Here is a 20729-nt window from a genome sequence, read left to right on the forward strand (position 1 = left end):
TAGTTAAACGAAATTCTATTAGATAGAAATATCCACTATTTCGAAAGGAATAATTCCATTAGGCACTTTAATCTCAACAATCTCACCAACTTTCTTACCAATTAAACCTTTAGCAATTGGAGTATTTATAGAAAGTTTTCCTTTCTTAAAATCTGCCTCCGATTCCGAAACCAGTGTATAAGTCATAACGGCACCATTCTTCTGATTTTTTATGGTAACCTTGTTCATCATCTGAACCTTAGAGGTATCAATTTTTGTTTCGTCGATAATACGACTATTGGCAACAACACCTCTTAATTGAGCAATTTTTGCTTCCAGTAATCCCTGAGCCTCTTTAGCAGCATCGTACTCTGCATTTTCAGATAAATCGCCTTTATCGATAGCTTCGCCAATTTGCTTCGAGATTGCCGGACGTTCTATTGTCTCTAAATGCTCTAACTCTTCTCTTAATTTTTTTAATCCTTCTGCTGTTATATATGAATATCCAGACATAATATCCTCCTATTTATTTTCTTGATTTTTCTTACTTTCTAATCCTAAAAGACCTATAAAACAAAAAGAATCCCGATAATCGGAACTCTTCAGGGTACAAATATATAAATTTTATAAGAATACTCCCCCTTTTTAACCCACTTAACTGGGACTTATAAAAGTACTAAAAAATTATATTATTGGTACTTTCGATCTAATATTTCCTTATAAATAATGGCTTGTCGCCAGTCAATCGTTTCCTCTTCGTCTTCTTCTATTTCTTCTTCCTCTTGTTCGTATAAATTTTTCAGGTCGTCAAAAACAGATCTTTTTTCTTCTTTCTTTTCCTGAGTAACTGAGCTTACTCTTTTTTCTTCTTTTACGATTACTTTCTGCTCAAAAGAAGATGTTTCAGCATCTAAATCTTCTGTTTGCGCATAAGGCTTCGAAATTTCCTGCCCCAGTAAAGTGCCCAAAATAGATTCAAAATCCGTATTGGGCTGCTGCGCTGGCTGTTCCTGCTGATCGAATATTTCTTCCTCATCTGGTATAATTACCTTTGCAGGTTTTTTCTTTTTAAGGGCACCATAAACAATAAAGATAGCCATTGCTATCAGATAAATTATATTTCCCCAACCTTCGTCCATAATAGTCCTGATAATATTATTTTTATTTCTAGTTTTACCACATACTAATTCGCGAGAAGAATCGTTATAAATGCAAAATTTAAAACAATGAATGTCAACAAATCAAATTTACTATATTTTTTTCTTTTACTTCCCTTAAGTATCATTTTTTGTTCCTGTAGTTCAAATTCGGTTGATGTTAATGAAATTGTTCCCTACCGAAAAATTGATGTAACACTCGACTTAAACTACCACAATCAGTTAACCAATAATACCGCCTTATATTTCGATAATGTTTATGGCGAACTTGTAGGCTATAAAAACCATGGAATCATTATTTATAGAGCCAACGAAGAATATTTTGTTTATGATGCTACCTGTCCGCATGATGTAGAATCTTCGGAACATGTTGTACTAAACGATCCTGATGATGATGATTCGTGGGAAGGTGTTGCTGTTTGCCCTGTATGTAATAGTCAGTTTATGATTTTAACAGGTGCCAATCCTATTGGTGAATCTGTGGCGATATATCCTTTAAAATCGTACAGAACCAGTTTAAATGGAAATATGCTTCACATTTACAATTAATCAATAAATTCATAGTAAAAAAAGGGAGTTTCCTGAATAACGGACCAATCTTCACACCTTAAAAATAACAAAATCAGCTTACAAAGCAAATCTCCTAAATTTTACACAGACAGGTATTTATAATTAAAAACCTTGACATAGTATGCAATAATGTATAATTTGAAAGGAAATTCACCTATTCAAATTAATTTTTATCCTATGAAAAAAGCATTATTACTTCTATTGTCTGGGGTATTAGCATTCCCTTTTACCAGTTTGGCTAGCGAAGCCGATTTGCTTGTCCCGGATCTTAAACAAAGTACTTTTGATGGACTAGCTGGAATGAATGGTTGGGACTTGTTACTTTATGGCATTATTGTAATTGCACTTGGTTTACTTTTTGGAATGATACAATTTAATCGTATCAAAAAATTGCCGGTACATAATTCAATGGCTAAAGTTTCTAATATTATTTACGAAACCTGTAAAACCTACTTACTACAACAGGGAAAATTTTTAATTATACTATTTGTAATTATAGGTGTTGCCATATCCTATTATTTTATTGGTTTGGCAAATGTATCTATACCTAAAACCATGCTTATTTTATTGTGGACTGTGCTTGGTATTCTGGGCTCGTATGGAGTTGCCTGGTTCGGAATTAGAATTAATACTTACGCAAACAGTCGCACTTCTTTTGCTGCCTTAAAGAAAAAGCCTTTCGATGTTATGTCTATTCCATTACAGGCCGGTATGAGTGTTGGTCTTTTGCTTATTTGTGTTGAGCTAATTATGATGATAGCCATTCTTCTGTTTATTCCCGGAGAAAGTGCCGGAGCCTGTTTTGTAGGATTTGCAATTGGTGAATCGCTGGGCGCATCAGCATTGAGAATTGCAGGTGGTATTTTTACTAAAATTGCCGACATAGGAGCCGATTTAATGAAAATTGTATTTAAAATTGGTGAAGATGACCCGAGAAATCCGGGTGTAATTGCCGACTGTACTGGCGATAATGCCGGCGATAGTGTTGGACCTACTGCCGATGGTTTCGAGACTTATGGAGTTACCGGAGTTGCTTTAATTACTTTCATTATTTTAATGTTTGGGGAAACAGGGCTAATGCCAAATGTAGGTTTTGCCTCTACCCTGATTGTTTGGATTTTTGCCATGCGTGTATTAATGATATTTACTTCGGTATTTGCATATTTGGTAAATCAGGCCATAGCAAAAGCAAGATATAGTCAGGCAGATAGTTTCGATTTCGAGGCTCCTTTAAGCTCTTTGGTGTGGATTACCTCAATCGTATCAATAATCGTAACCTATGTACTAAGTTATGTGTTAATATCTGATCTTCCGGAAGAACTTTGGTGGAAACTTTCGACCATTATTTCCTGTGGAACATTAGCGGCAGCAATAATCCCTGAATTCACAAAAGCCTTTACCAGTTCGAGTTCCCGACATGTGCAGGAAGTCGTTACTGCATCGCGCGAAGGTGGTGCTTCCTTAACCATTTTATCGGGTATGGTAGCCGGAAATTTTTCTGCTTTCTGGAAAGGAATGGTCATGATGGCATTAATGGCGGTGGCTTTTTTTACCGTTCAGGACATTGCTGTATTTGGAGAATATCCGGGAATATTTGCTTTTGGTTTGGTGGCCTTTGGATTTTTAGGAATGGGACCTGTAACCATTGCTGTTGATAGTTATGGACCAGTTACCGACAATGCCCAATCGGTATTTGAATTATCACAAATCGAAAAGATTCCGAATATTAAAGAAGAAATTAATAGTGAGTTTGGATTTGAACCTAATTTTGAAAGCGGAAAACACAATTTGGAAGAAAACGATTCGGCCGGAAATACTTTTAAAGCCACTGCTAAACCTGTATTAATTGGTACGGCTGTAATTGGTGCCACTACCATGATTTTTGCCATTATTTTGCTTCTGAAAGGAACCATTCTAACGAGCGGAGAATCTTTATTGCAGATTCAGTTAACCGATCCTTCGGTAATTCTGGGTTTAATTACTGGTGGTGCTGTTATTTACTGGTTCTCGGGTGCTTCGATGCAGGCCGTAACCACAGGTGCTTACCGTGCTGTAGAGTACATTAAGAAAAATATCAATTTAGAAAAAACCGAAGCCGATATTGAGGATTCGAAAAATGTGGTTAAAATTTGTACTCAGTACGCACAAACAGGAATGTGGAATATTTTTGCCGTAATTCTTTGTTTGACCTTAGCTTTTGCATTTTTCAGCCCTAACTTTTTTGTGGCTTACCTAATTTCCATTGCTATTTTTGGTTTGTTTCAGGCTATGTATATGGCCAATGCGGGTGGTGCATGGGACAATGCCAAAAAAGTTGTAGAAGTAGATTTACAAGAGAAAAATACACCTTTACACGATGCTACCATTATTGGTGATACGGTTGGTGATCCTTATAAAGATACCTCGTCGGTTGCATTAAATCCAATTATTAAATTCTCTACTTTATTTGGACTTTTAGCTGCCGAAATTGCCATTGAACTAATTGTTCATGCTGATAAAACAGGAGAAATGAATATTGCTCCATACATTGGTGGTGTATTCTTACTTATTGGATTATTCTTTGTTTACCGCTCTTTCTACGGAATGAGAATTCCTAAAAAATAAATTGACTTCCGTAAAAATACAAAGCCCGGAGATGTTTCTTCGGGCTTACTTAAAACTCTTAACTAATAATTAGCCTAACAATTCAATAACCGATTCTTTATCTTTTGCCAACTGCTCTTTTAATTCATCAATTGATTTAAAAAACTGCTCGTTACGAATGCGTTGATAAAAACGAATGGTAATGTTTTTGTAATAGATATCCTGATCGAAATCGAGAATATGAACTTCTATCGATCGGTTATCCAATTGATTATTTACAGTAGGGCGAACGCCAATATTCAACATTCCTAAATATCGCGTATCGTCCACATCAACCTTTACAGCATAAACACCATCTTTAGGCACGAGCTTGTAGCTTTCCTGCGGATCGATATTGGCAGTAGGAAAACCCAATGTGCGGCCTAATTTTTTTCCATCGATAACATCTCCTTTTATAAAAAAACGGTAGCCCAAATATTTATTGGCCATTTTTATGTCTCCTTCCGAAATGGCAGTACGCACCTTGGTAGAACTCACATTTATGGCATCCATATTTAAAACATCCTGACGCTCAATTTTAAAATTTAACTGATCGGCAAACACTTTTAAATCTTCGTATTTTCCTTCTCTATTATGCCCAAAACGATGATCGTAACCTACAACCAGATATTTCATTCCCAGTTGCTTTACCAATATTTGCTCAACAAACTCGATATAGGATAGTTGCGAAAACTCTTTGGTAAATGGATAAACAACCAGATGATCGATTCCGGCAGCCTCGAGCAATACCTTTTTTTCTTCCAGAGTATTAATTAATCGGAGTCCATTATTTTCCTTGTTTAAAACCAACCTTGGATGAGGATAAAAAGTGAAGATTACGGTTTCTCCCTTTACTTTATGCGCTAGTTCCTGTAGTCGGCGAATCACCTTTCTGTGGCCCAAATGCACCCCATCGAAAGTACCAATTGTAACGACTGGATTAATAGCTGAAAAATCTTTAAGATCCGTATATATTTTCATTCCTGATTATTATGCCAATTATTTAATAAAGTAAACACCAGAAAACACCTATTAACAACAAAAAAAGTAAAGATGCCTGACAAACTTTACACGAAGTTAATTTTAAAATCGGTATTATTTTAAGATGTAAACCATTTCTCATATCCCAAAACTATATTTTTAAAGGATACAAAACGAGTCTGTTCTCTGGCAAAAATATGAAAATTTCGGGAACAATTGAATCCTTACTTTCCAGCACAAAAAAATTGGCCTGCTTATTAGTGCAGATTGACAAATTTGAAGGCCGACAGCAAGTTCGTAATGGTAAAACAGGAAATTATTAGTAAATTTCCGCCTGAAGTTAAAAAATCACCCCAAAAGGCGACTTCTTTTTTAAACTCGACTTACAAAATTAAGCTGATTTCACCTGCCTTTCGGGATTTTAATAGTAAAGAAATTAATAAAGCAATCTAACGCAAACTAATCATAGAATGAGAAAACTTTTATTTGCCCTGCCCCTATTGCTTCTTTGGGCCTGTAATCAAAACGACAGTGTAAAATTTGAAGGTAAAATTGATAATGCCGACGGTAAAGTATTGTATTTGGATAAATTACATGTTGCAAGCAGCGAGACTATAGATTCTGTAAGCTTGGATGAAGATGGAAGATTTAAGTTTACAGCTGAGCTTGAAGAGGAAAATACTAAACCTGGATTTTATATTTTGCGGCTTTCTAATGGTAAATTAATTACTCTACTGGCCGAAGCAAAAGAAAATATTTTGGTCTATAGTAAGAGTGAAAATATGGGTGCAAAATATATTGTGGAAGGATCGAAAGGATCGAAATTGGTTAAGCAGCTTAACGATACCCTTACCCTTACAAAAGCTAAGATAGCCAATATCCGCAAGCAATTGGAAGAGAAAAAAAATGATGCCGATTTTTCTACTGTATCACAAAATTTAGTGGCCGAATATGTAGAAGCTATTCAGGCCCAGAGAGAGTTCTCTAAGAATTTTATCATGAAAAATGCCACTTCTCTGGCAAGTTATATGGCCTTGTATCAGAAAATCGATGAAAATACTTTTACATTAAACGAAAACAGTGATATTCAGTTTGTAAAAATTGTAGCTTCGTCGATGAAAGCTCTTTATCCGGAACACGAATATACCAAAGCAATTCTTGCCAACTACAAAACTCTTGAAAAAAGAATAGCAAACCTGAATATTGCGAAAATGATAAAAGAAAAAGGCTCTAATTTTCCTGATGTTACATTACCCAATACAAATGGAAAAGAAGTGGCACTATCCTCATACAAGGGAAAGTTTATTATTCTTAGCTACTGGGCTTCTCAGGATGTTGCATCGCGCAAGCAAAATGCAACTCTCAAAAAAATCTACAATAAATATCGTAGCAAAGGATTAAAAATATACCAGGTTTCGGTTGATCAGAATGAGAAATTATGGAAACAGGCGATTGATGAAGATAAATTAAACTGGACCAATGTATGTGATTTAAAAACAGGAAGCGCTGCTGCTACCCGCCTTTACAACATCAAAAAAGTTCCGGCAAATTATCTAATCGACCAAAGAGGAGAAATTGTGGGTAAAGATCTTTTTGGACGCAGACTGGAAGAAAAAGTAGCTGAGTACGTAAAATAAAAACTCATTTCCCTAAAGTATATGCAAGTGCCTTAAGTTATTAGTGAATAGTACTAACTTAAGGCATTTTAAATCTAAATACATTTATAAAATTGATTTTTACCTTTAAACACCTTTAACTTAAAGCGAATTAAGGACTTTTTTATGGAGAACAATAAAAAAATATATTTTGCATCGGATGTGCATTTAGGTGCACCCGCCATGAACAACAATCGTGAGCGTGAAAAACTGTTTGCCAAATGGTTGGATACAGTTAAAAACGATGCCGAAGCAATTTACTTAATGGGTGATATTTTCGACTTCTGGTTCGAATACAAAAGAGCCGCACCAAGAGGTTTTACACGTGTTTTAGGGAAAATTGCTGAGATTACCGATTCGGGTATTCCAGTTCATTTTTTTACCGGAAATCATGACATTTGGGTTTTTGATTACCTGCCTGCAGAAACCGGGGTAATAGTGCATCGAGATATTGTTAAAACAGAACTAAAAGGCAAAAAATTCTTTTTAGGACATGGCGACGGACTAGGACCTTACGACAAAAGCTATAAGTTCTTAAAAAAAATATTCACCAATAAATTTTTACAGTGGGCCTTTGCCCGATTACATCCTAACTTTTCGTTTTGGCTGGCTCATAAATGGTCGGGACACAGCCGATTAAAAAACGGATGCATTGAAGCCGATAACTTTAGAGGTGTTGACAAAGAATGGCTGGTACTGTATGCCAATGATGAATTAAAAAAAGAACATTTCGATTATTTTGTTTTTGGACACAGACACTGGCCAAGCGATATAGATCTGAATGGAAAAAGCAGATACATAAACACCGGCGATTGGGTTACAAACTTTACCTACGCTGTTTTTGATGGTGATAAAATGGAACTGAAAGAGTACGAAAAACCTAAAGCTTAAACACCAAAAGCTATAAATTAGTTTCGTAAAATATTCAGGCAGAATAAGCATTTTAAATTCTTATTCCCCCATTAAATATGATTATAAGATACTAACCAACACAAAACACAACAAGTAAATACAAAACCATTAATCCTTTGTTTTATAATACAATTTACTTCGTTCTGCCTTGTGCTTAAATAAAAATTGATGGAGTTTTTATATCTCGCAATCGGAATTGTAAAAGGTCTAATTATTGGCTGGTTAATTATGCGTAGAAAAGCCTCTCTAAAATCGGCTTTGCATCGTGAGGAATTACTGACTCAGGAAAATATCTTTATCAAGGAAAAAAGTGATTTGTCGCATCAGCTCTCGATATTGGAGGAACGCGCCAATAACCTGATGCGCGAAAAAACAAGACTTGAAGTTGCCTTAGACGAAGAAAGAGAGAAAAATCAGAACCTGACTCGTTCGGTATCTGTATCGGCTACCGAAAGAAAAAATCTGGAAGAAAAACTAACCAGTCAAAAACAAGAGTTAGAGGAACTACAAAAGAAATTTACCCAGGAGTTTGAAAATATTGCCAGTAAAATTCTGAAGGAAAATACCAAAGAATTTACCAGTTCGAACCAAAAGAACATGAGTGATATTATGGGCCCCATTAAGGAGAAACTAATTTTGTTCGAGAAAAAAGTAGAAGAAACTTACGACAAAGAACTACGCGACAAAATTAGCCTGAAAGAAGAGGTTAAAAAACTATACGATTTAAATACCCGAATTAGCGACGAAGCCAATAACCTGACCAAAGCTTTAAAAGGCGATGTGAAAAAACAAGGCAACTGGGGCGAAGTGGTTCTCGAACGAATTTTAGAACGCTCGGGCTTAAGCAAAGGAGAAGAGTACGAGCGCGAGGTGGTAATGCAAAACAGCGAAGGCCAAATCATTAGGCCCGATGTAATAATAAAACTACCTGAAAATAAACATGTAATTGTTGATTCGAAAGTTTCGTTAATTGCCTACGAACGCTTTGTAAATACCACCAACAATATTGAAGCCGAGAAATTTCAGAAAGAACATATCGTTTCCTTAAAAGCACATGTTAAAGAATTGGCTGATAAACATTATCAAAGCTCCGAAAGTCTGGATTCTCCCGATTTTGTGCTGATGTTTGTACCCATAGAATCGTCGTTTGCAATGGCGGTGCAGTACGATCAGGAACTGTTTAGCTATGCCTGGGAAAAGAAAATTGTAATTGTTAGCCCTTCTACCCTGTTGGCAACTCTGCGCACCATTGCCTCTATATGGAAACAGGAACACCAAAACCGAAATGTACTGGAAATTGCCCGGCAAGGTGGTGCTTTGTACGATAAATTTGTTGGCTTTGTTGATGATATGCAAAACCTGGGCAGACAAATGGAAACCACAAAAAAGACCTATTCGGCAGCAATGAATAAATTAAGCGATGGAAAAGGTAACCTGGTTCGTAATGCCGAAAAAATACGCGAACTGGGCGCTAAAGTGAAAAAGAAATTACCGCAAAGTTTAATCGACAGAATGAACGATTCGAATGCCTTACAATAAATGCGAAATCATTCGGTATTTTTACGTTAACTGATTACAAAGGCTCACCATTAATCGTGAGCTTTTTTTGTACAAAGAGACCACTGCAAAAAAGTAAAAACAAACAAACAAACAATGGATATTTCGTATACTAACAAAATTCTTATTTAAACAATTTAAAACAAGACACTAAACCCCAATCCTCATAAAATAATCACCGACACTTCCCAACACCCCAAACAATCAGGATAACTATTTTGTTAATTTATTATTGTTTTGTAGATTCATGGGCAAAATTACATTTTACTAAGCTTACTAGTCCGATTTGGTATTATAAGCCGCATTAATGAGGGTTGTAAAGGAGTTATGGCTCACCCAAAGAACGATAGTGCGCAAATATTACAGCTCATAAAGAATGAAATATGATTAATTGGAATACATTTAATGAAAGATTTAATAATAGAGAACAATGGGCGTTTGAACAGATGTCATATTTTCTATTTTGCGCTGAACTAAATAATCACATTGGAGCTTTTCGGTATAAAAATCAACCAGGAATAGAAACTGAGCCAATTGAAAAAGATGGTCAATTATATGCATTTCAGGCAAAATATTATACAGGGCAACTTTCTCAAAAAAAAGCAGACATAATCGATTCAATAAATAAAGCAAAAAGTAAAGAGTCCGAACCGAATATCATATTTTTATATGTAAACCAAGAAATATCAAAGAATAAGAAGAGAGAAAAACCACAATATCAAATAGAGATTGAGCAAGCAGCTCAAAATATAAATATCACTATCGAATGGCGAGTTCCAAGTCATTTAGATTATCAATTATTACAGCCTCGAAACAAATGGATTTTAGATATCTTCTTTGGTAATAATGGACTAGACCCTGACTTTTTCACAAGTCAAATCGAAAAAGAGATTAAAAATCTTGGACCCAGATTTAATAAGAAGCTGAATTTTAGACTACCAATTGCACAAGTTTTTGATAATCTTTCACATAACGATATCTTTTACCGTAAATTAATAAAAACAATCGATAATTGGTTAACAGAAAGAAGTTATCGAAAAATCAAAGACAATAAATCTCTTTTTGAAATAGAGAAAGAACTCGAATTATTAAGAATTGAATTGACTAATTGGATAAGTACTTTTGAGTACAAATTAGAAAACTCAATATTACTCTCTGATTTTGCAGAGAAAATTAAGCTATTTAACCAAAAGGTTTCGAAAAAAAGAAATAGCCTTTATGAATTGAGAGATTTACCTAAATCAAACAATAAATTTGATAATGAGTTAAGTCGATTAAGAGAAATTGAAAACAACAATTACGAATTTCTGAATCAAATTGAGAACTTAAACATAAACTTAGCAAATAATCCAACTCTAATAATTCAAGGAGAAGCAGGGTGTGGAAAATCACATTTATTAGGTGATATTGCCACCCAGAGGAAAGAACAGTCTTTGCCAACATTACTGTTGTTAGGTACTACATTCAATAATACCGTTACAATTGAGCAGAATATTTTAAATAAATTAGGTTTAACTTGTAAATTTGGTGATTTTCTTTCAAACCTAAATAATATAGGACTTAATATTAATTCACGTATATTAATCCTAATTGACGCAATCAATGAAGGTGCAGGAGCAGATTTATGGAAAAACCAAATAGCAGGATTTGTTAATGTAATTGCTAATTATCCTGCAATTGGATTAGTTTTTACAATCAGAAGCACTTATTTCAATGATATAATCTCAACTACATTTCAATCAGATATAAAAAATACGTTTTTAACACATATCGGTTTTAAGGGCAATGAATATGAAGCATTGAAATTATTTTGTAAGTATTATGACTTAGATTTTCCAAATTTTCCAATTCTTAATCCTGAATTTTCTAATCCTTTGTTTCTACATCTTATTTGTGAAACAATAAAAAGTCAAAATAAGAGAAGTTTTCCTAAAGGTTTTAACGGTATAAATAAAACTTACGATTTATACAAGGAATCACTTAACCGCAGGTTTGATGAAAAAAGACACGAATATAAAAATAGAAATATTGTATCACTTGCAATTGAAAAATTTGCACACTCACTTATTAACTCAAAATATGGTCAACTGGAGTGTCAAGAAGCTTTTGCTTTATTTGATACTGAGTTCCCCAAATTTCCTCATTTGCTGACCGATTTAATTGAAGAATGTGTTTTTATAAAAATGAGATATAAATATAGTGAAGTTCCAAAAGATTTAATTTCATTTTCATATCAAAAACTTGGAGACTTCTTTATTGCAAAAGAATTATTAAATGCTTATAAAACAAAAGAAGACCTCAAGGATGCATTTGTAAAGAATGGAAAACTAAAAATTATAATAGATGAATACCAGTGGTCATACAGAGGTATCATCGAAATATTTTCAATTTTATTACCAGAGAAATATGATATAGAATTATTTGAACTCATTGATTTCTTTATTAATAAAAGTTCCGAGAACAAAAGAAATATTGAGTGGGAAATATCAAATACTTATCAGACATTCACTCACTTGCTTTTGGATAGTCTGAAATGGAGAGATATTAAATCTATTAATGAACAGAAAATTACAGAATGGTTGGAGAAAAATGGTAGAGTACCTTATGAAGAATGGCTATATACATTAACAGAGCTTACTCCAATCTCAAAGCACCCCTTTAATGGAGACAGATTGCATAAGATATTATCTAGATATTCAATGCCAAAACGAGATGGTTTTTGGCAAAAATATTTAAGATATTATAGTGGATATAATGATGATGACATTGCATTTCCATTACGACGCTTACTTGACTGGGCTTGGATTTCAAGCATTTCAACTAATACAGATGAAGAAACAGCAAGATTAGTAGCACAGACATTAGCTTGGGTTTTATCGAGTACAGATATTGCTCTTCGAGACCAAACAACTAAAGCTTTAGTGAATTTATTAGAACAAAAGCCTCAAGTACTTATTGCCATACTAAAATCTTTTGAAAAAATAGATGATTTGTATGTAACAGAAAGGCTTTATGCAGTGGCTTATAGTTGCACCTTAAGAACAAAGGGAGATGATTCAATTAGAGAAATTAGTCAATATGTATATAATTCAATTTTCAAAGATAAAAATCCTCCAACACATATTTTACTAAGAGACTATGCTCGCAATATCATTGAGTATGCAATTTATAAAGGTATAAAGTTAAATATTGAGAAAGATGACATTCGTCCGTTATATGACACATCAATGCCATCATTACCAAAGAGTGAAGATGAAGTAAAAAAGTATCAAATTGATTATAACAGTCCTGAATTTAAAAACAATTATGGCTCAGAGCAAAACTCAATTTATAGTTCTTTAATTAGCGGAATTGCTGATTTTGGTCATTATATTGTAGAATCAGCGGTAAATCACTTTGCTTCATATTCATTCAAAGATGATGATTCATATAAGGTCTTTCTAAAAACGCTAAAAAAAGAAACACGAGACTTTGTTAAAGTATTATTTGACAGTAAAAAGCAAATTAGGAGCTTCAAAAAGAATACTGAATATTATAATCGAGTAGGTGTAAAATATTCAGAAAAACAACAAACCTATATCGGAATGCTAGAAGAAATAGAGTCTACTTGTTTATCTCAGTTAGAAAAACTACTTGATAAAAAACAACTTGCTTTTCTTAATAAAACAGTACTTCCATATTTTGATAAAAAAACAAACAATGAACAACATAATGCTTGGCAGATAAGATACTGGATTGTAAACAGAGTTTTCGAACTTGGGTACGATAAAGAGATACACGGAGAATATGATTATTCAGTACGCAAGTATTATTCATATAACAGACACGATAATAAAATTGAACGCATTGGGAAAAAATATCAATGGATCGCCTTTTATGAAATAATGGCAATGCTTTCAGATAATTACAAATTAAAAGATGGCTGGAGTTCTTATGACAAATACGATTTTTACAAAGGTGCTTGGCAACTCTATTTGCGTAATATTGACCCCTCGTATATAAAGAAAAACAATAATATTGAGGAAGAAGAGGAAATCGATTCAGTACAAAATAAGGAATGGTGGAGAGAAGAAAATTATAATAAATGGAATTATCCCGATTCTGAATGGGTTAAAACAATAGCTGATTTAGTAGACCCAAAGACTATTATTGAAAAAACGGATAATAATAATGAAGAATGGTTGCATCTTCAATATTTCGTAGAATGGTCAGAACCTAAAAAAATCGGAATTGACAGATACGAAGGAAGAAGAAAACAAATTCATTATATTATCCAAGGTTTATTGGTTAAAAAGACTGACAAAAAAAGAATAATAAAATATCTAAACAATCAAAATTTTTGGGGAAGATGGTTGCCTGAGAATAGAGATAATTATTCAAAATTAATAAATAGAGAAAAGTTCTGGTCGCCTGCTTATATTGATACATATGGAAAGAATAAAAGATTCTGGGAAACAATTCAAGATACAAACTATAAAGTTATTGTAGCAACAGAATCGGCAAATGGTGGCATTGAAGGAGATAAATCTGGAGCTAATCAGTCATATAATATCCCCTGCAAATACATATTTAATAAAATGAATCTTCAATATGCTCCAGTTGATGGTAATTTGCAAAATTGTAACAATGAAATAGTTTCAATGAATAGTAAGCCTAGTGGTGTTCTAATTAGAAAAAAAGATTTTATACAGTTTTTAGATGCTAACAATTTAGATATAGTTTGGACACTTCTTGGTGAAAAATTCTCATTTGACAATAACCATAATGAAGAATCATATTTTAAAGTTCCTTGTGGAGTTTATTACTTAGAGGATTCTGAATTAAAAGGTGAGATAAAAATGTATGATAGAAATTGAATTAAACAGCTAACAAAATAAAGGGCGAAGGCACAATCGAGCAGGCAGCCGCTAGGCCATTAGCCTAGCGGAGAACCTCTCACACCACTGTACGTACGGGTCTCGTATACGGCGGTTCGTTAAATTGTAGGGAATAATAAATCACGTCTTACAGGCGTGATTTGTTTGTAAATGTCGAGCATAGATTCATAAGCACGTTTCTTCAATCGTTCAAGCGTAATGGTCGTTCTCAGAATTGGACTCTGGGCTATCCCATTGCTGGTGCGCGATTGTATCGCGTTCCTTTGATTTAATTTGAAAGTTGGATTGAATGAAGTTATTTTAGGAGAAGTTACTTCGGTGACACGAGATACCCCTTCCGTGAAAGCCTACCCAATTCGAAGTTTAAGCCCCCGATAGCGCGAACTTTTAGCTCGTACTTTACTTTGCAAAAGTAAAAACACAAGCTAGCAAGAATCTAGAATTTCCAATCTGCAATTTAAAACCACCACCATTCCATTTCACCACCTTACTTTTGCTGAGGCTCCGAAGCATACCTCATAATAAAACCCACATTAGAAATCGTGTAGAGTAACTAGCTCATTCTATAAGAATACAAAGGGGATTATGCTACAATAGTAACACACTAAAGTTTTCATCAAAACAATAGTTACGCTATAGTTATGCCACATAAAATAGTTATTATATTTATAACAAAAACAAACAGCAACTCTTCCTAAAGGAAATGTATCGATAGTATGGGTAGGGTTACTGAATAGTTAGAGCAAATTTTAAAGAGAACAAATGAGACAAAGAATAGTAATATTTTGTTTTTTACTTTTTTCATTTTCCGTAAGTGGTCAAAGTAAGTTTGACCCAAAAGTAATTGTGCTTTTACCACAATCTGTAGTTATTGAAAAAGGACTTGAAGAAAAAATTGACTTTTACGAAAAGTATGGTGTTGCATATCAAAAGAATTACCTAATAGAAAAGAGGGATTCTTTAATTAGTGTAATAATGGAAAACGATTCAATTTCTCCAAACTATAAAGAGCACTATAAAAACCAAATAGATTTTGCAAATGAATTGAATTTTGTAAATAATATCTTATGGAGCTACACAGGATCATTTCATACTATACTAGACCTTGACTTTGACAACTCATTAGTAGTGGTTGGAAAACAAAAATCTTTGACTGACTTTGAGTTAATGCAAGAATATTCAAAAAATAATGATGCAGATTATTTGATAAACGTTGACAGTTTAATTGTAACAAAATATAAAAGAGATATTTTGGTTAGACCTGTGTTTACCATTTATTATAGCTACGAAAATAAAACTATTAAAATTGACCCTTGGAAATATGACCAGCTAAATAAGTCATATTTAACGGTCGGTAAAAAAACTCTCAATATTTATTTTGATGACATTGATGCAAGAACAAAAATTTTAAATATTATCAAGGGAAATGGTAATGCAAGAAAAAGAGAAGAATTGAAAATTCAAAAAAACATTGAAAAACAGCGCAAACAAATTCTTGACAGCCTTTTTCAAAATGGAAAATCAGTAAAGAAGCTAGAAGGTTTTGACAAAGATTCGATTTTAAACACTTCTATTTCCAACCTTTATACAACAATATATTCGGCTGATAAGGATAAATACCTTTCATTCTTTGTGTTCAAGAAAAAATGGAATTACGATGGTTTTGGTGGTGTGAATGATGCAATAAGCGTTATTTATTGCAAAAAAGAAGAATCTAACTGGGAGGCAGAATACCAACAGTATTGTGTTATCAAATTGAAGAAATTAACTCAAGAAGAACATATAAAAACTTCATTCATGAATTTAATTGATATGGATTTTTTTAAAGAAAACAGCATTGAATTAAACAAAGAATTTTGGAGTAAAGAATTATTTAAACAGAGTAATAAAAATTTCAAATAAAGAAAAACTTGCTCTAACAAAAGTTAAAATTAAAGGGCGGTGACGCCCAACTTGATAATAAAACAAAATTTTAAACGGCAACGGCTTTGATAAGGCGGCAGTTGTAAATCGCCCTCAAATTTTAGCAAAACCGTTAGAGGCAATTCCCGACCAAACGTAAAAAAACAAAAAACAAACAACGAAAATGAAAAAATACATTTTGACAATCGTAATTCTGACACTATTATTTATGAATGCCTGTAAGGAAACGCACAAAAAAGAAAGAACAAAAACAACATCAACAGAGTTAGTAAAAAAGGTTGATTACGACATTGTAAAAAGCTCCTTTACCGATAAAGACGGAAATAAATTAGAGATGACATTCAATAATGCGAAAGAGACGGCAACCCTAAATTTTAAGGGAGAAACCATTCAATTAGTTCAGCAAAAAGCTGCATCGGGAATTTGGTACAAAAACGACAATTATGAATTAAGAGGAAAAGGAGAAGACGTTGAATTAATCAAAGACGGAAAAACAGTATTTAAAAAATAAAACTGCCACTAACAATCTAGCATAGATTATAGGGCGGTTATGCTGTATTTGAAGCTTTTGCGCTTTCTTCATCCCCGCCGAAGCGCAGCTTCGACGGTTTGTCAAATAGCAGGTGTCAAACCTGCGCTTCGGCTACTTGGCGGTTTGACAGGAAAGTGCTTTCTAATGCCCTACACACCATACAATTTACCATTGTAGGGCATTTGCCGAGACCGAAAAACTATGATTACAGCAGAGAAAATTAGAGTTTATCAAAAATACGGTGGAGATATCGATGGAATTTCTCGTGGAGGCAGAAACAAAGAAAAGGAATTGTTCCAAGATAAAGATTGGTCGTTGATTGATAGTGTATTTCAAGACTCAGAGATTATTAAAAAAGGACTTTGCTCTTTAGAATATAAAAATAGATTTGAAAAAACATTGCTCGATTCCTTTGATAGTGGCGCAATAGAGCTGATTAACAAAACAGTATAAAATTAATGGATTCGAGAAAGGACAATAGAAAATATGGTGCATATTTAGCAAGACAGTTTTATAACGGGAAAAAGCCTATTAGACTGATTGAAGACGAATTCCCATACAGCGAGACTGATTCTGATTTAAAAGAACTGTTTAGATTGATAAAAAACACTCCAAAGCGCAAGGGATTGTTTAAAGCAAGTAAGGAAAAATATGAGAATTACATAATCAATGTTTATCAGCTGATTGAAGATTTAGAGAGTGATTTAAAACAAGAAATCATTAAGGAAGTTCTTATAAATGATAAGAATGAATTACTTCTGAAAATATCAGGCAATGGAAACCCGACATATCAATATGTTTACCGAGAAGCTGCTGGAGTATATTGGGACGATAATGAAAAAGGATTCAAATCAACGCCTATTAAAGAGTGGACTGCTTCTAAATGGTTTTTACAAATCAGTTCGATTGTAAAATCATGTCTAGGTGTGGATTTAGTGATTGATGAAAAAACGAGATGGAACAAAATTTCTGACACAGCTATAAACGAAATTAAAAACGCCTACAACAAAAAACATAGTGCATTTGGAAATTAGCGTAGAAAATGACGATATTAGCTATAAATAAAGTGAGTGGTAGATTAAAAAATAAAGGCTTCAAAAATCCAAACGCACCATGTTCCAAACGTTGTGCCTCATGTTAAGCAACCTTTCAACGGATTATTACATCTTCAAGATATGACTTACAAAAAGAAAATATTATGGAAAAGTATATTTATAATCTTTATAATGACTTTTACAAGTTGTGAGAAAGATGATAATGATGTTAATATCACGACAGGATTAACAGGAAATGTAAAATACGGAATTGGAGATTGTATGCCGATAATTGATGAGTCGTCAAGAGTCTACAATGATTATAATGGAGATATATTCTTTATAGTTAAATCTGATTTAGAAAACTTAGGAAATGGTGATTTTGATGAACTAAAAGCCAATAGCATCAAAAAAACAATTGTAGGTGGAAAATTAGATATCGAATTACCAATTGACACGTTTTTAGTGATGCCTTCCGAAGTGTATTTATATTCAGACTATAATACAGTAATAATTAAAGAGGGAATTGTATTAGAAAAGGATTTTAAATTTTGGAAATGCACATCTTACTAATCATGGACATTATGACAAAATTGTAAAAAACACGAAAGCACAACATTTTGTATAAGTAATGGCAGGGAAAGTACTAAATATCAAAGCTTGTATTCCGCTCAAACTGCGTAGCGGTTTGACAGGAAACAACCACGCAATCTGCCACTACTCATACAATTTACCGTCAGACTGTCTAAAAACCTTGATAAGTTGTTGACAAGTAAACTTGCTTGTACTTTGTAGATTTTCAGCACTTTATCATCTTATCGTATGGGATTCATACAAGGACAAGACAGAAGACAAACTCATCTTTTTCCCATCTCATTAAACGGGTTAATTGCTAAAGACAATGAAGTTCGATTAATTGATTTATTTGTTGATAGCCTTGATTTAAATGACTTTGGATTTAAAGTTGATTTTGGAGAAAATGGTAGACCAGCCTACCGACCATCGGATTTACTCAAGCTCTATATTTATGGGTATGTAAATAGAACTCGTTCCTCTCGTGGTTTAGAGAAAGAGTGCATTAGAAACATAGAGGTGATGTGGCTACTCAGGAATTTACATCCCGATCACAATACCATCCCCATTGCTGGTGCGCGATTGTATTGCGTTCCTTTGATTTAATTTGAAAGTTTGATTGAATGAAGTTATTTTAGGAGAAGTCAACTTCCGTGACACGAGGTACCCCTTCCGTGACAAGACCTTACCTCTTCCGTGACATAAAAAAGCTTTTCCGTGACAAGCTTTTGCTCTTCCGTGACACGTGATACCCCCTTCCGTGACACGATTTTCTTGTTCCGTGACACGATTTTTGCTTTCCGTGACAGCAAAAAGTTATTCCGTGACAGAGACTTTCTTATTCCGTGACATACGGAAGAGCAGGTTTGTGTCACGGAAGCCCTATTTTCACCAACGGAAACACAATTGCAGGTAACGCAAATAGTAGCCTGTATAACTGAACATCTATTTTTAGATACGGAAAGCCTACCCAATTCGAAGTTTAGGCCCCCGATAGCGCGAACTTTTAGCGCGAGCTTTACTTTGCAAAAGTAAAAACACAAGCTAGCAAAAGTCTAGAATTTCCAATCTGCAATTAAAGCCACCACCAATCCATTTCACCACCTTACTTGAGCTGAGGCTCCGAAGCATACCTCATAATAAAACCCACATTAGAAATCGTGTAGATTAACTAGCTCATTCTATAAGAATACAAAGGGGATTATGCTACAATAGTAACACACTAAAGTTTTCATAAAAAAATAGTTTCGGTATAGTTATGCCACATAAAATAGTTATTATATTTATAACAAAAACAAACAGCAACTCTTCCTAAAGGAAATGTATCGATAGTATGGGTAGGGTTACTGAATAGTTGTGAGTAATTGGAAGAAGCCTTAATAGTAAAAATAAGATTATTCGTTTAAAGCGATCTCTCGAAACTCAATTGCCGTCTTGCCTGTTTTACGTTTAAATATTTTTTGAAGGTTTGTAGGTTCATCAAATCCAAATTTATAAGCAATTTCTTTTACCGACAAATTAGTACTGCTCAAATACCTTTTGATTTCTAATACTAAAACATCTGAAATAAATTCCTTAGCTGTTTTAGCACAAATTGTTTTGCACGTTTCATTCAAGTGTTTATAGCTAATATTCAGTGAATTGGCATAAAACATAGCATCTTTGTTGTGGGGCAAATCTTTTTCAAGCAAAACACCAAATTCTTTAAACAATTTATAATACCTATGTTGCTCGAATGAAGTTCGTTTATGGCGGGAAATCTTTTCAGCTTTTAAGAGCAATGCATTTAAAAAGGTTCCGATTATTTTTCCTTTCATCTCGTCATAATCAGCATTAAACTCAAAATTGATACGCTCAATTAATTCAAGAAAATCACTGTAGTTCGTTTCTTCAAGATCGAGTAAGGGCGTATATAAATTATAATTAAAAATGTTTACGTGATTTTTAAAATATGTGTACTGTAAGTTTTTTTGAAGGAAATTATCGGTAAATAAAATAACCTTACCCTTTAGTTCTGACTCTTTTTCAAATTTTTGAACTTGATTTTTGGAAATAAACAACAGAGAACCCTTTTTTAAATAATGCTTCTCATAATCAATAAAATGCCATCCTTCTCCATTTGTTATAAGTATTAAGGTATAATATTCTATACGATGAATATCATATATTGAGTTACTTGTTTCATTTGTATCATGTATGTCTTTCAGAGAACCTACGTAAACTTGAAATTCATCAAATTTGCTACTTACACAATATAAATTTGGAATAGGATCGCTCATAAATACAATGTTAATTGATGATTTTCACTAAAAAATCTGCACAAATTTAAAGGAAATGTATGCAAAAAAGAAGTATTT

Annotated in this window: 17 protein-coding genes; 13 read left to right on the forward strand and 4 right to left on the reverse strand. The window is 33.5% G+C overall.

Features of this window, described 5'->3' with window-relative positions; genetic code table 11:
• Positions 1–18: 18 nt before the first annotated feature.
• Positions 19–492 (reverse strand): transcription elongation factor GreA, encoded by a 474-nt coding sequence (greA, locus tag ACT3CE_RS03315; protein WP_444708336.1) that lies wholly within the window; start codon positions 490–492, stop codon positions 19–21.
• 176 nt (positions 493–668) lie between these two features.
• Complete coding sequence (locus ACT3CE_RS03320; RefSeq protein WP_444708337.1) at positions 669–1118, reverse strand: hypothetical protein; 450 nt, start codon at positions 1116–1118, stop codon at positions 669–671.
• 87 nt (positions 1119–1205) lie between these two features.
• Here ACT3CE_RS03320 and ACT3CE_RS03325 point away from each other — a divergent pair, with 87 nt between their 5' ends.
• Together ACT3CE_RS03325 and ACT3CE_RS03330 are read left to right on the forward strand one after the other, a co-directional pair.
• Complete coding sequence (locus ACT3CE_RS03325; protein WP_444708338.1) at positions 1206–1685, forward strand: Rieske (2Fe-2S) protein; 480 nt, start codon at positions 1206–1208, stop codon at positions 1683–1685.
• A 198-nt stretch (positions 1686–1883) separates the two neighbouring features.
• Positions 1884–4310: a sodium-translocating pyrophosphatase gene (locus ACT3CE_RS03330; protein ID WP_444708339.1), complete on the forward strand. Its 2427-nt coding sequence runs from the start codon at positions 1884–1886 to the stop codon at positions 4308–4310.
• Between the two features lie 69 nt (positions 4311–4379).
• Here the strand turns inward: ACT3CE_RS03330 and ACT3CE_RS03335 are convergent, their stop codons facing one another.
• Positions 4380–5309: a bifunctional riboflavin kinase/FAD synthetase gene (locus tag ACT3CE_RS03335; protein ID WP_444708340.1), complete on the reverse strand. Its 930-nt coding sequence runs from the start codon at positions 5307–5309 to the stop codon at positions 4380–4382.
• A gap of 197 nt (positions 5310–5506) precedes the next feature.
• Between ACT3CE_RS03335 and ACT3CE_RS03340 the strand changes: the two genes are divergently transcribed.
• The 11 genes from ACT3CE_RS03340 to ACT3CE_RS03390 all read left to right on the forward strand — a co-directional run bounded on the left by ACT3CE_RS03340 (position 5507) and on the right by ACT3CE_RS03390 (position 18978).
• On the forward strand, positions 5507–5632 hold the full coding sequence (locus ACT3CE_RS03340; RefSeq protein ID WP_444708341.1) for a hypothetical protein: 126 nt from the start codon (positions 5507–5509) through the stop codon (positions 5630–5632).
• Between the two features lie 147 nt (positions 5633–5779).
• A complete protein-coding gene (locus ACT3CE_RS03345) occupies positions 5780–6946 on the forward strand; it encodes a redoxin domain-containing protein (RefSeq protein ID WP_444708342.1) in 1167 nt (388 codons plus the stop codon).
• A 144-nt stretch (positions 6947–7090) separates the two neighbouring features.
• Positions 7091–7855 (forward strand): UDP-2,3-diacylglucosamine diphosphatase, encoded by a 765-nt coding sequence (locus tag ACT3CE_RS03350; protein WP_444708343.1) that lies wholly within the window; start codon positions 7091–7093, stop codon positions 7853–7855.
• Positions 7856–8044: 189 nt separating this feature from the next.
• Complete coding sequence (gene rmuC / locus ACT3CE_RS03355; RefSeq protein WP_444708344.1) at positions 8045–9415, forward strand: DNA recombination protein RmuC; 1371 nt, start codon at positions 8045–8047, stop codon at positions 9413–9415.
• A gap of 401 nt (positions 9416–9816) precedes the next feature.
• A complete protein-coding gene (gene avs2, locus ACT3CE_RS03360) occupies positions 9817–14289 on the forward strand; it encodes an AVAST type 2 anti-phage system protein Avs2 (protein ID WP_444708345.1) in 4473 nt (1490 codons plus the stop codon).
• Between the two features lie 783 nt (positions 14290–15072).
• Entirely contained in the window at positions 15073–16212 is a 1140-nt protein-coding gene (locus tag ACT3CE_RS03365; protein ID WP_444708346.1) for a hypothetical protein, read from the forward strand.
• Between the two features lie 184 nt (positions 16213–16396).
• Positions 16397–16744, forward strand: a complete 348-nt coding sequence (locus tag ACT3CE_RS03370; RefSeq protein ID WP_444708347.1) for an MliC family protein — start codon at positions 16397–16399, stop codon at positions 16742–16744.
• A gap of 222 nt (positions 16745–16966) precedes the next feature.
• On the forward strand, positions 16967–17218 hold the full coding sequence (locus tag ACT3CE_RS03375) for a hypothetical protein (protein WP_444708348.1): 252 nt from the start codon (positions 16967–16969) through the stop codon (positions 17216–17218).
• A gap of 5 nt (positions 17219–17223) precedes the next feature.
• Positions 17224–17799 (forward strand): hypothetical protein, encoded by a 576-nt coding sequence (locus tag ACT3CE_RS03380; RefSeq protein ID WP_444708349.1) that lies wholly within the window; start codon positions 17224–17226, stop codon positions 17797–17799.
• Positions 17800–17991: 192 nt separating this feature from the next.
• Positions 17992–18372 (forward strand): hypothetical protein, encoded by a 381-nt coding sequence (locus ACT3CE_RS03385; protein ID WP_444708350.1) that lies wholly within the window; start codon positions 17992–17994, stop codon positions 18370–18372.
• Positions 18373–18621: 249 nt separating this feature from the next.
• The gene (locus tag ACT3CE_RS03390; protein ID WP_444708351.1) at positions 18622–18978 is read left to right on the forward strand and encodes a transposase; all 357 of its coding nucleotides are present in this window, start codon (positions 18622–18624) and stop codon (positions 18976–18978) included.
• 788 nt (positions 18979–19766) lie between these two features.
• Here the strand turns inward: ACT3CE_RS03390 and ACT3CE_RS03395 are convergent.
• Positions 19767–20651 (reverse strand): AraC family transcriptional regulator, encoded by an 885-nt coding sequence (locus tag ACT3CE_RS03395; RefSeq protein WP_444708352.1) that lies wholly within the window; start codon positions 20649–20651, stop codon positions 19767–19769.
• Positions 20652–20729: the final 78 nt, after the last annotated feature.

This window comes from Marinifilum sp. RC60d5, from assembly GCF_052400665.1.
GTDB lineage: Bacteria > Bacteroidota > Bacteroidia > Bacteroidales > Marinifilaceae > JBQTGK01.

What these genes read in the sequence shown, in the direction of transcription:
- ACT3CE_RS03340 (WP_444708341.1), top strand. Translation starts at nt 5,507, where the DNA reads ATGAAAATTTCGGGAACAATTGAATCCTTACTTTCCAGCACAAAAAAA.
- ACT3CE_RS03385 (WP_444708350.1), top strand. Translation starts at nt 17,992, where the DNA reads ATGACTTTTACAAGTTGTGAGAAAGATGATAATGATGTTAATATCACG.
- ACT3CE_RS03330 (WP_444708339.1), top strand. Translation starts at nt 1,884, where the DNA reads ATGAAAAAAGCATTATTACTTCTATTGTCTGGGGTATTAGCATTCCCT.
- ACT3CE_RS03375 (WP_444708348.1), top strand. Translation starts at nt 16,967, where the DNA reads ATGATTACAGCAGAGAAAATTAGAGTTTATCAAAAATACGGTGGAGAT.
- ACT3CE_RS03345 (WP_444708342.1), top strand. Translation starts at nt 5,780, where the DNA reads ATGAGAAAACTTTTATTTGCCCTGCCCCTATTGCTTCTTTGGGCCTGT.
- ACT3CE_RS03395 (WP_444708352.1), bottom strand. Translation starts at nt 20,651, where the DNA reads ATGAGCGATCCTATTCCAAATTTATATTGTGTAAGTAGCAAATTTGAT.
- ACT3CE_RS03325 (WP_444708338.1), top strand. Translation starts at nt 1,206, where the DNA reads ATGAATGTCAACAAATCAAATTTACTATATTTTTTTCTTTTACTTCCC.
- ACT3CE_RS03390 (WP_444708351.1), top strand. Translation starts at nt 18,622, where the DNA reads ATGGGATTCATACAAGGACAAGACAGAAGACAAACTCATCTTTTTCCC.
- rmuC (WP_444708344.1), top strand. Translation starts at nt 8,045, where the DNA reads ATGGAGTTTTTATATCTCGCAATCGGAATTGTAAAAGGTCTAATTATT.
- greA (WP_444708336.1), bottom strand. Translation starts at nt 492, where the DNA reads ATGTCTGGATATTCATATATAACAGCAGAAGGATTAAAAAAATTAAGA.
- ACT3CE_RS03320 (WP_444708337.1), bottom strand. Translation starts at nt 1,118, where the DNA reads ATGGACGAAGGTTGGGGAAATATAATTTATCTGATAGCAATGGCTATC.
- avs2 (WP_444708345.1), top strand. Translation starts at nt 9,817, where the DNA reads ATGATTAATTGGAATACATTTAATGAAAGATTTAATAATAGAGAACAA.
- ACT3CE_RS03335 (WP_444708340.1), bottom strand. Translation starts at nt 5,309, where the DNA reads ATGAAAATATATACGGATCTTAAAGATTTTTCAGCTATTAATCCAGTC.
- ACT3CE_RS03350 (WP_444708343.1), top strand. Translation starts at nt 7,091, where the DNA reads ATGGAGAACAATAAAAAAATATATTTTGCATCGGATGTGCATTTAGGT.
- ACT3CE_RS03380 (WP_444708349.1), top strand. Translation starts at nt 17,224, where the DNA reads ATGGATTCGAGAAAGGACAATAGAAAATATGGTGCATATTTAGCAAGA.
- ACT3CE_RS03365 (WP_444708346.1), top strand. Translation starts at nt 15,073, where the DNA reads ATGAGACAAAGAATAGTAATATTTTGTTTTTTACTTTTTTCATTTTCC.
- ACT3CE_RS03370 (WP_444708347.1), top strand. Translation starts at nt 16,397, where the DNA reads ATGAAAAAATACATTTTGACAATCGTAATTCTGACACTATTATTTATG.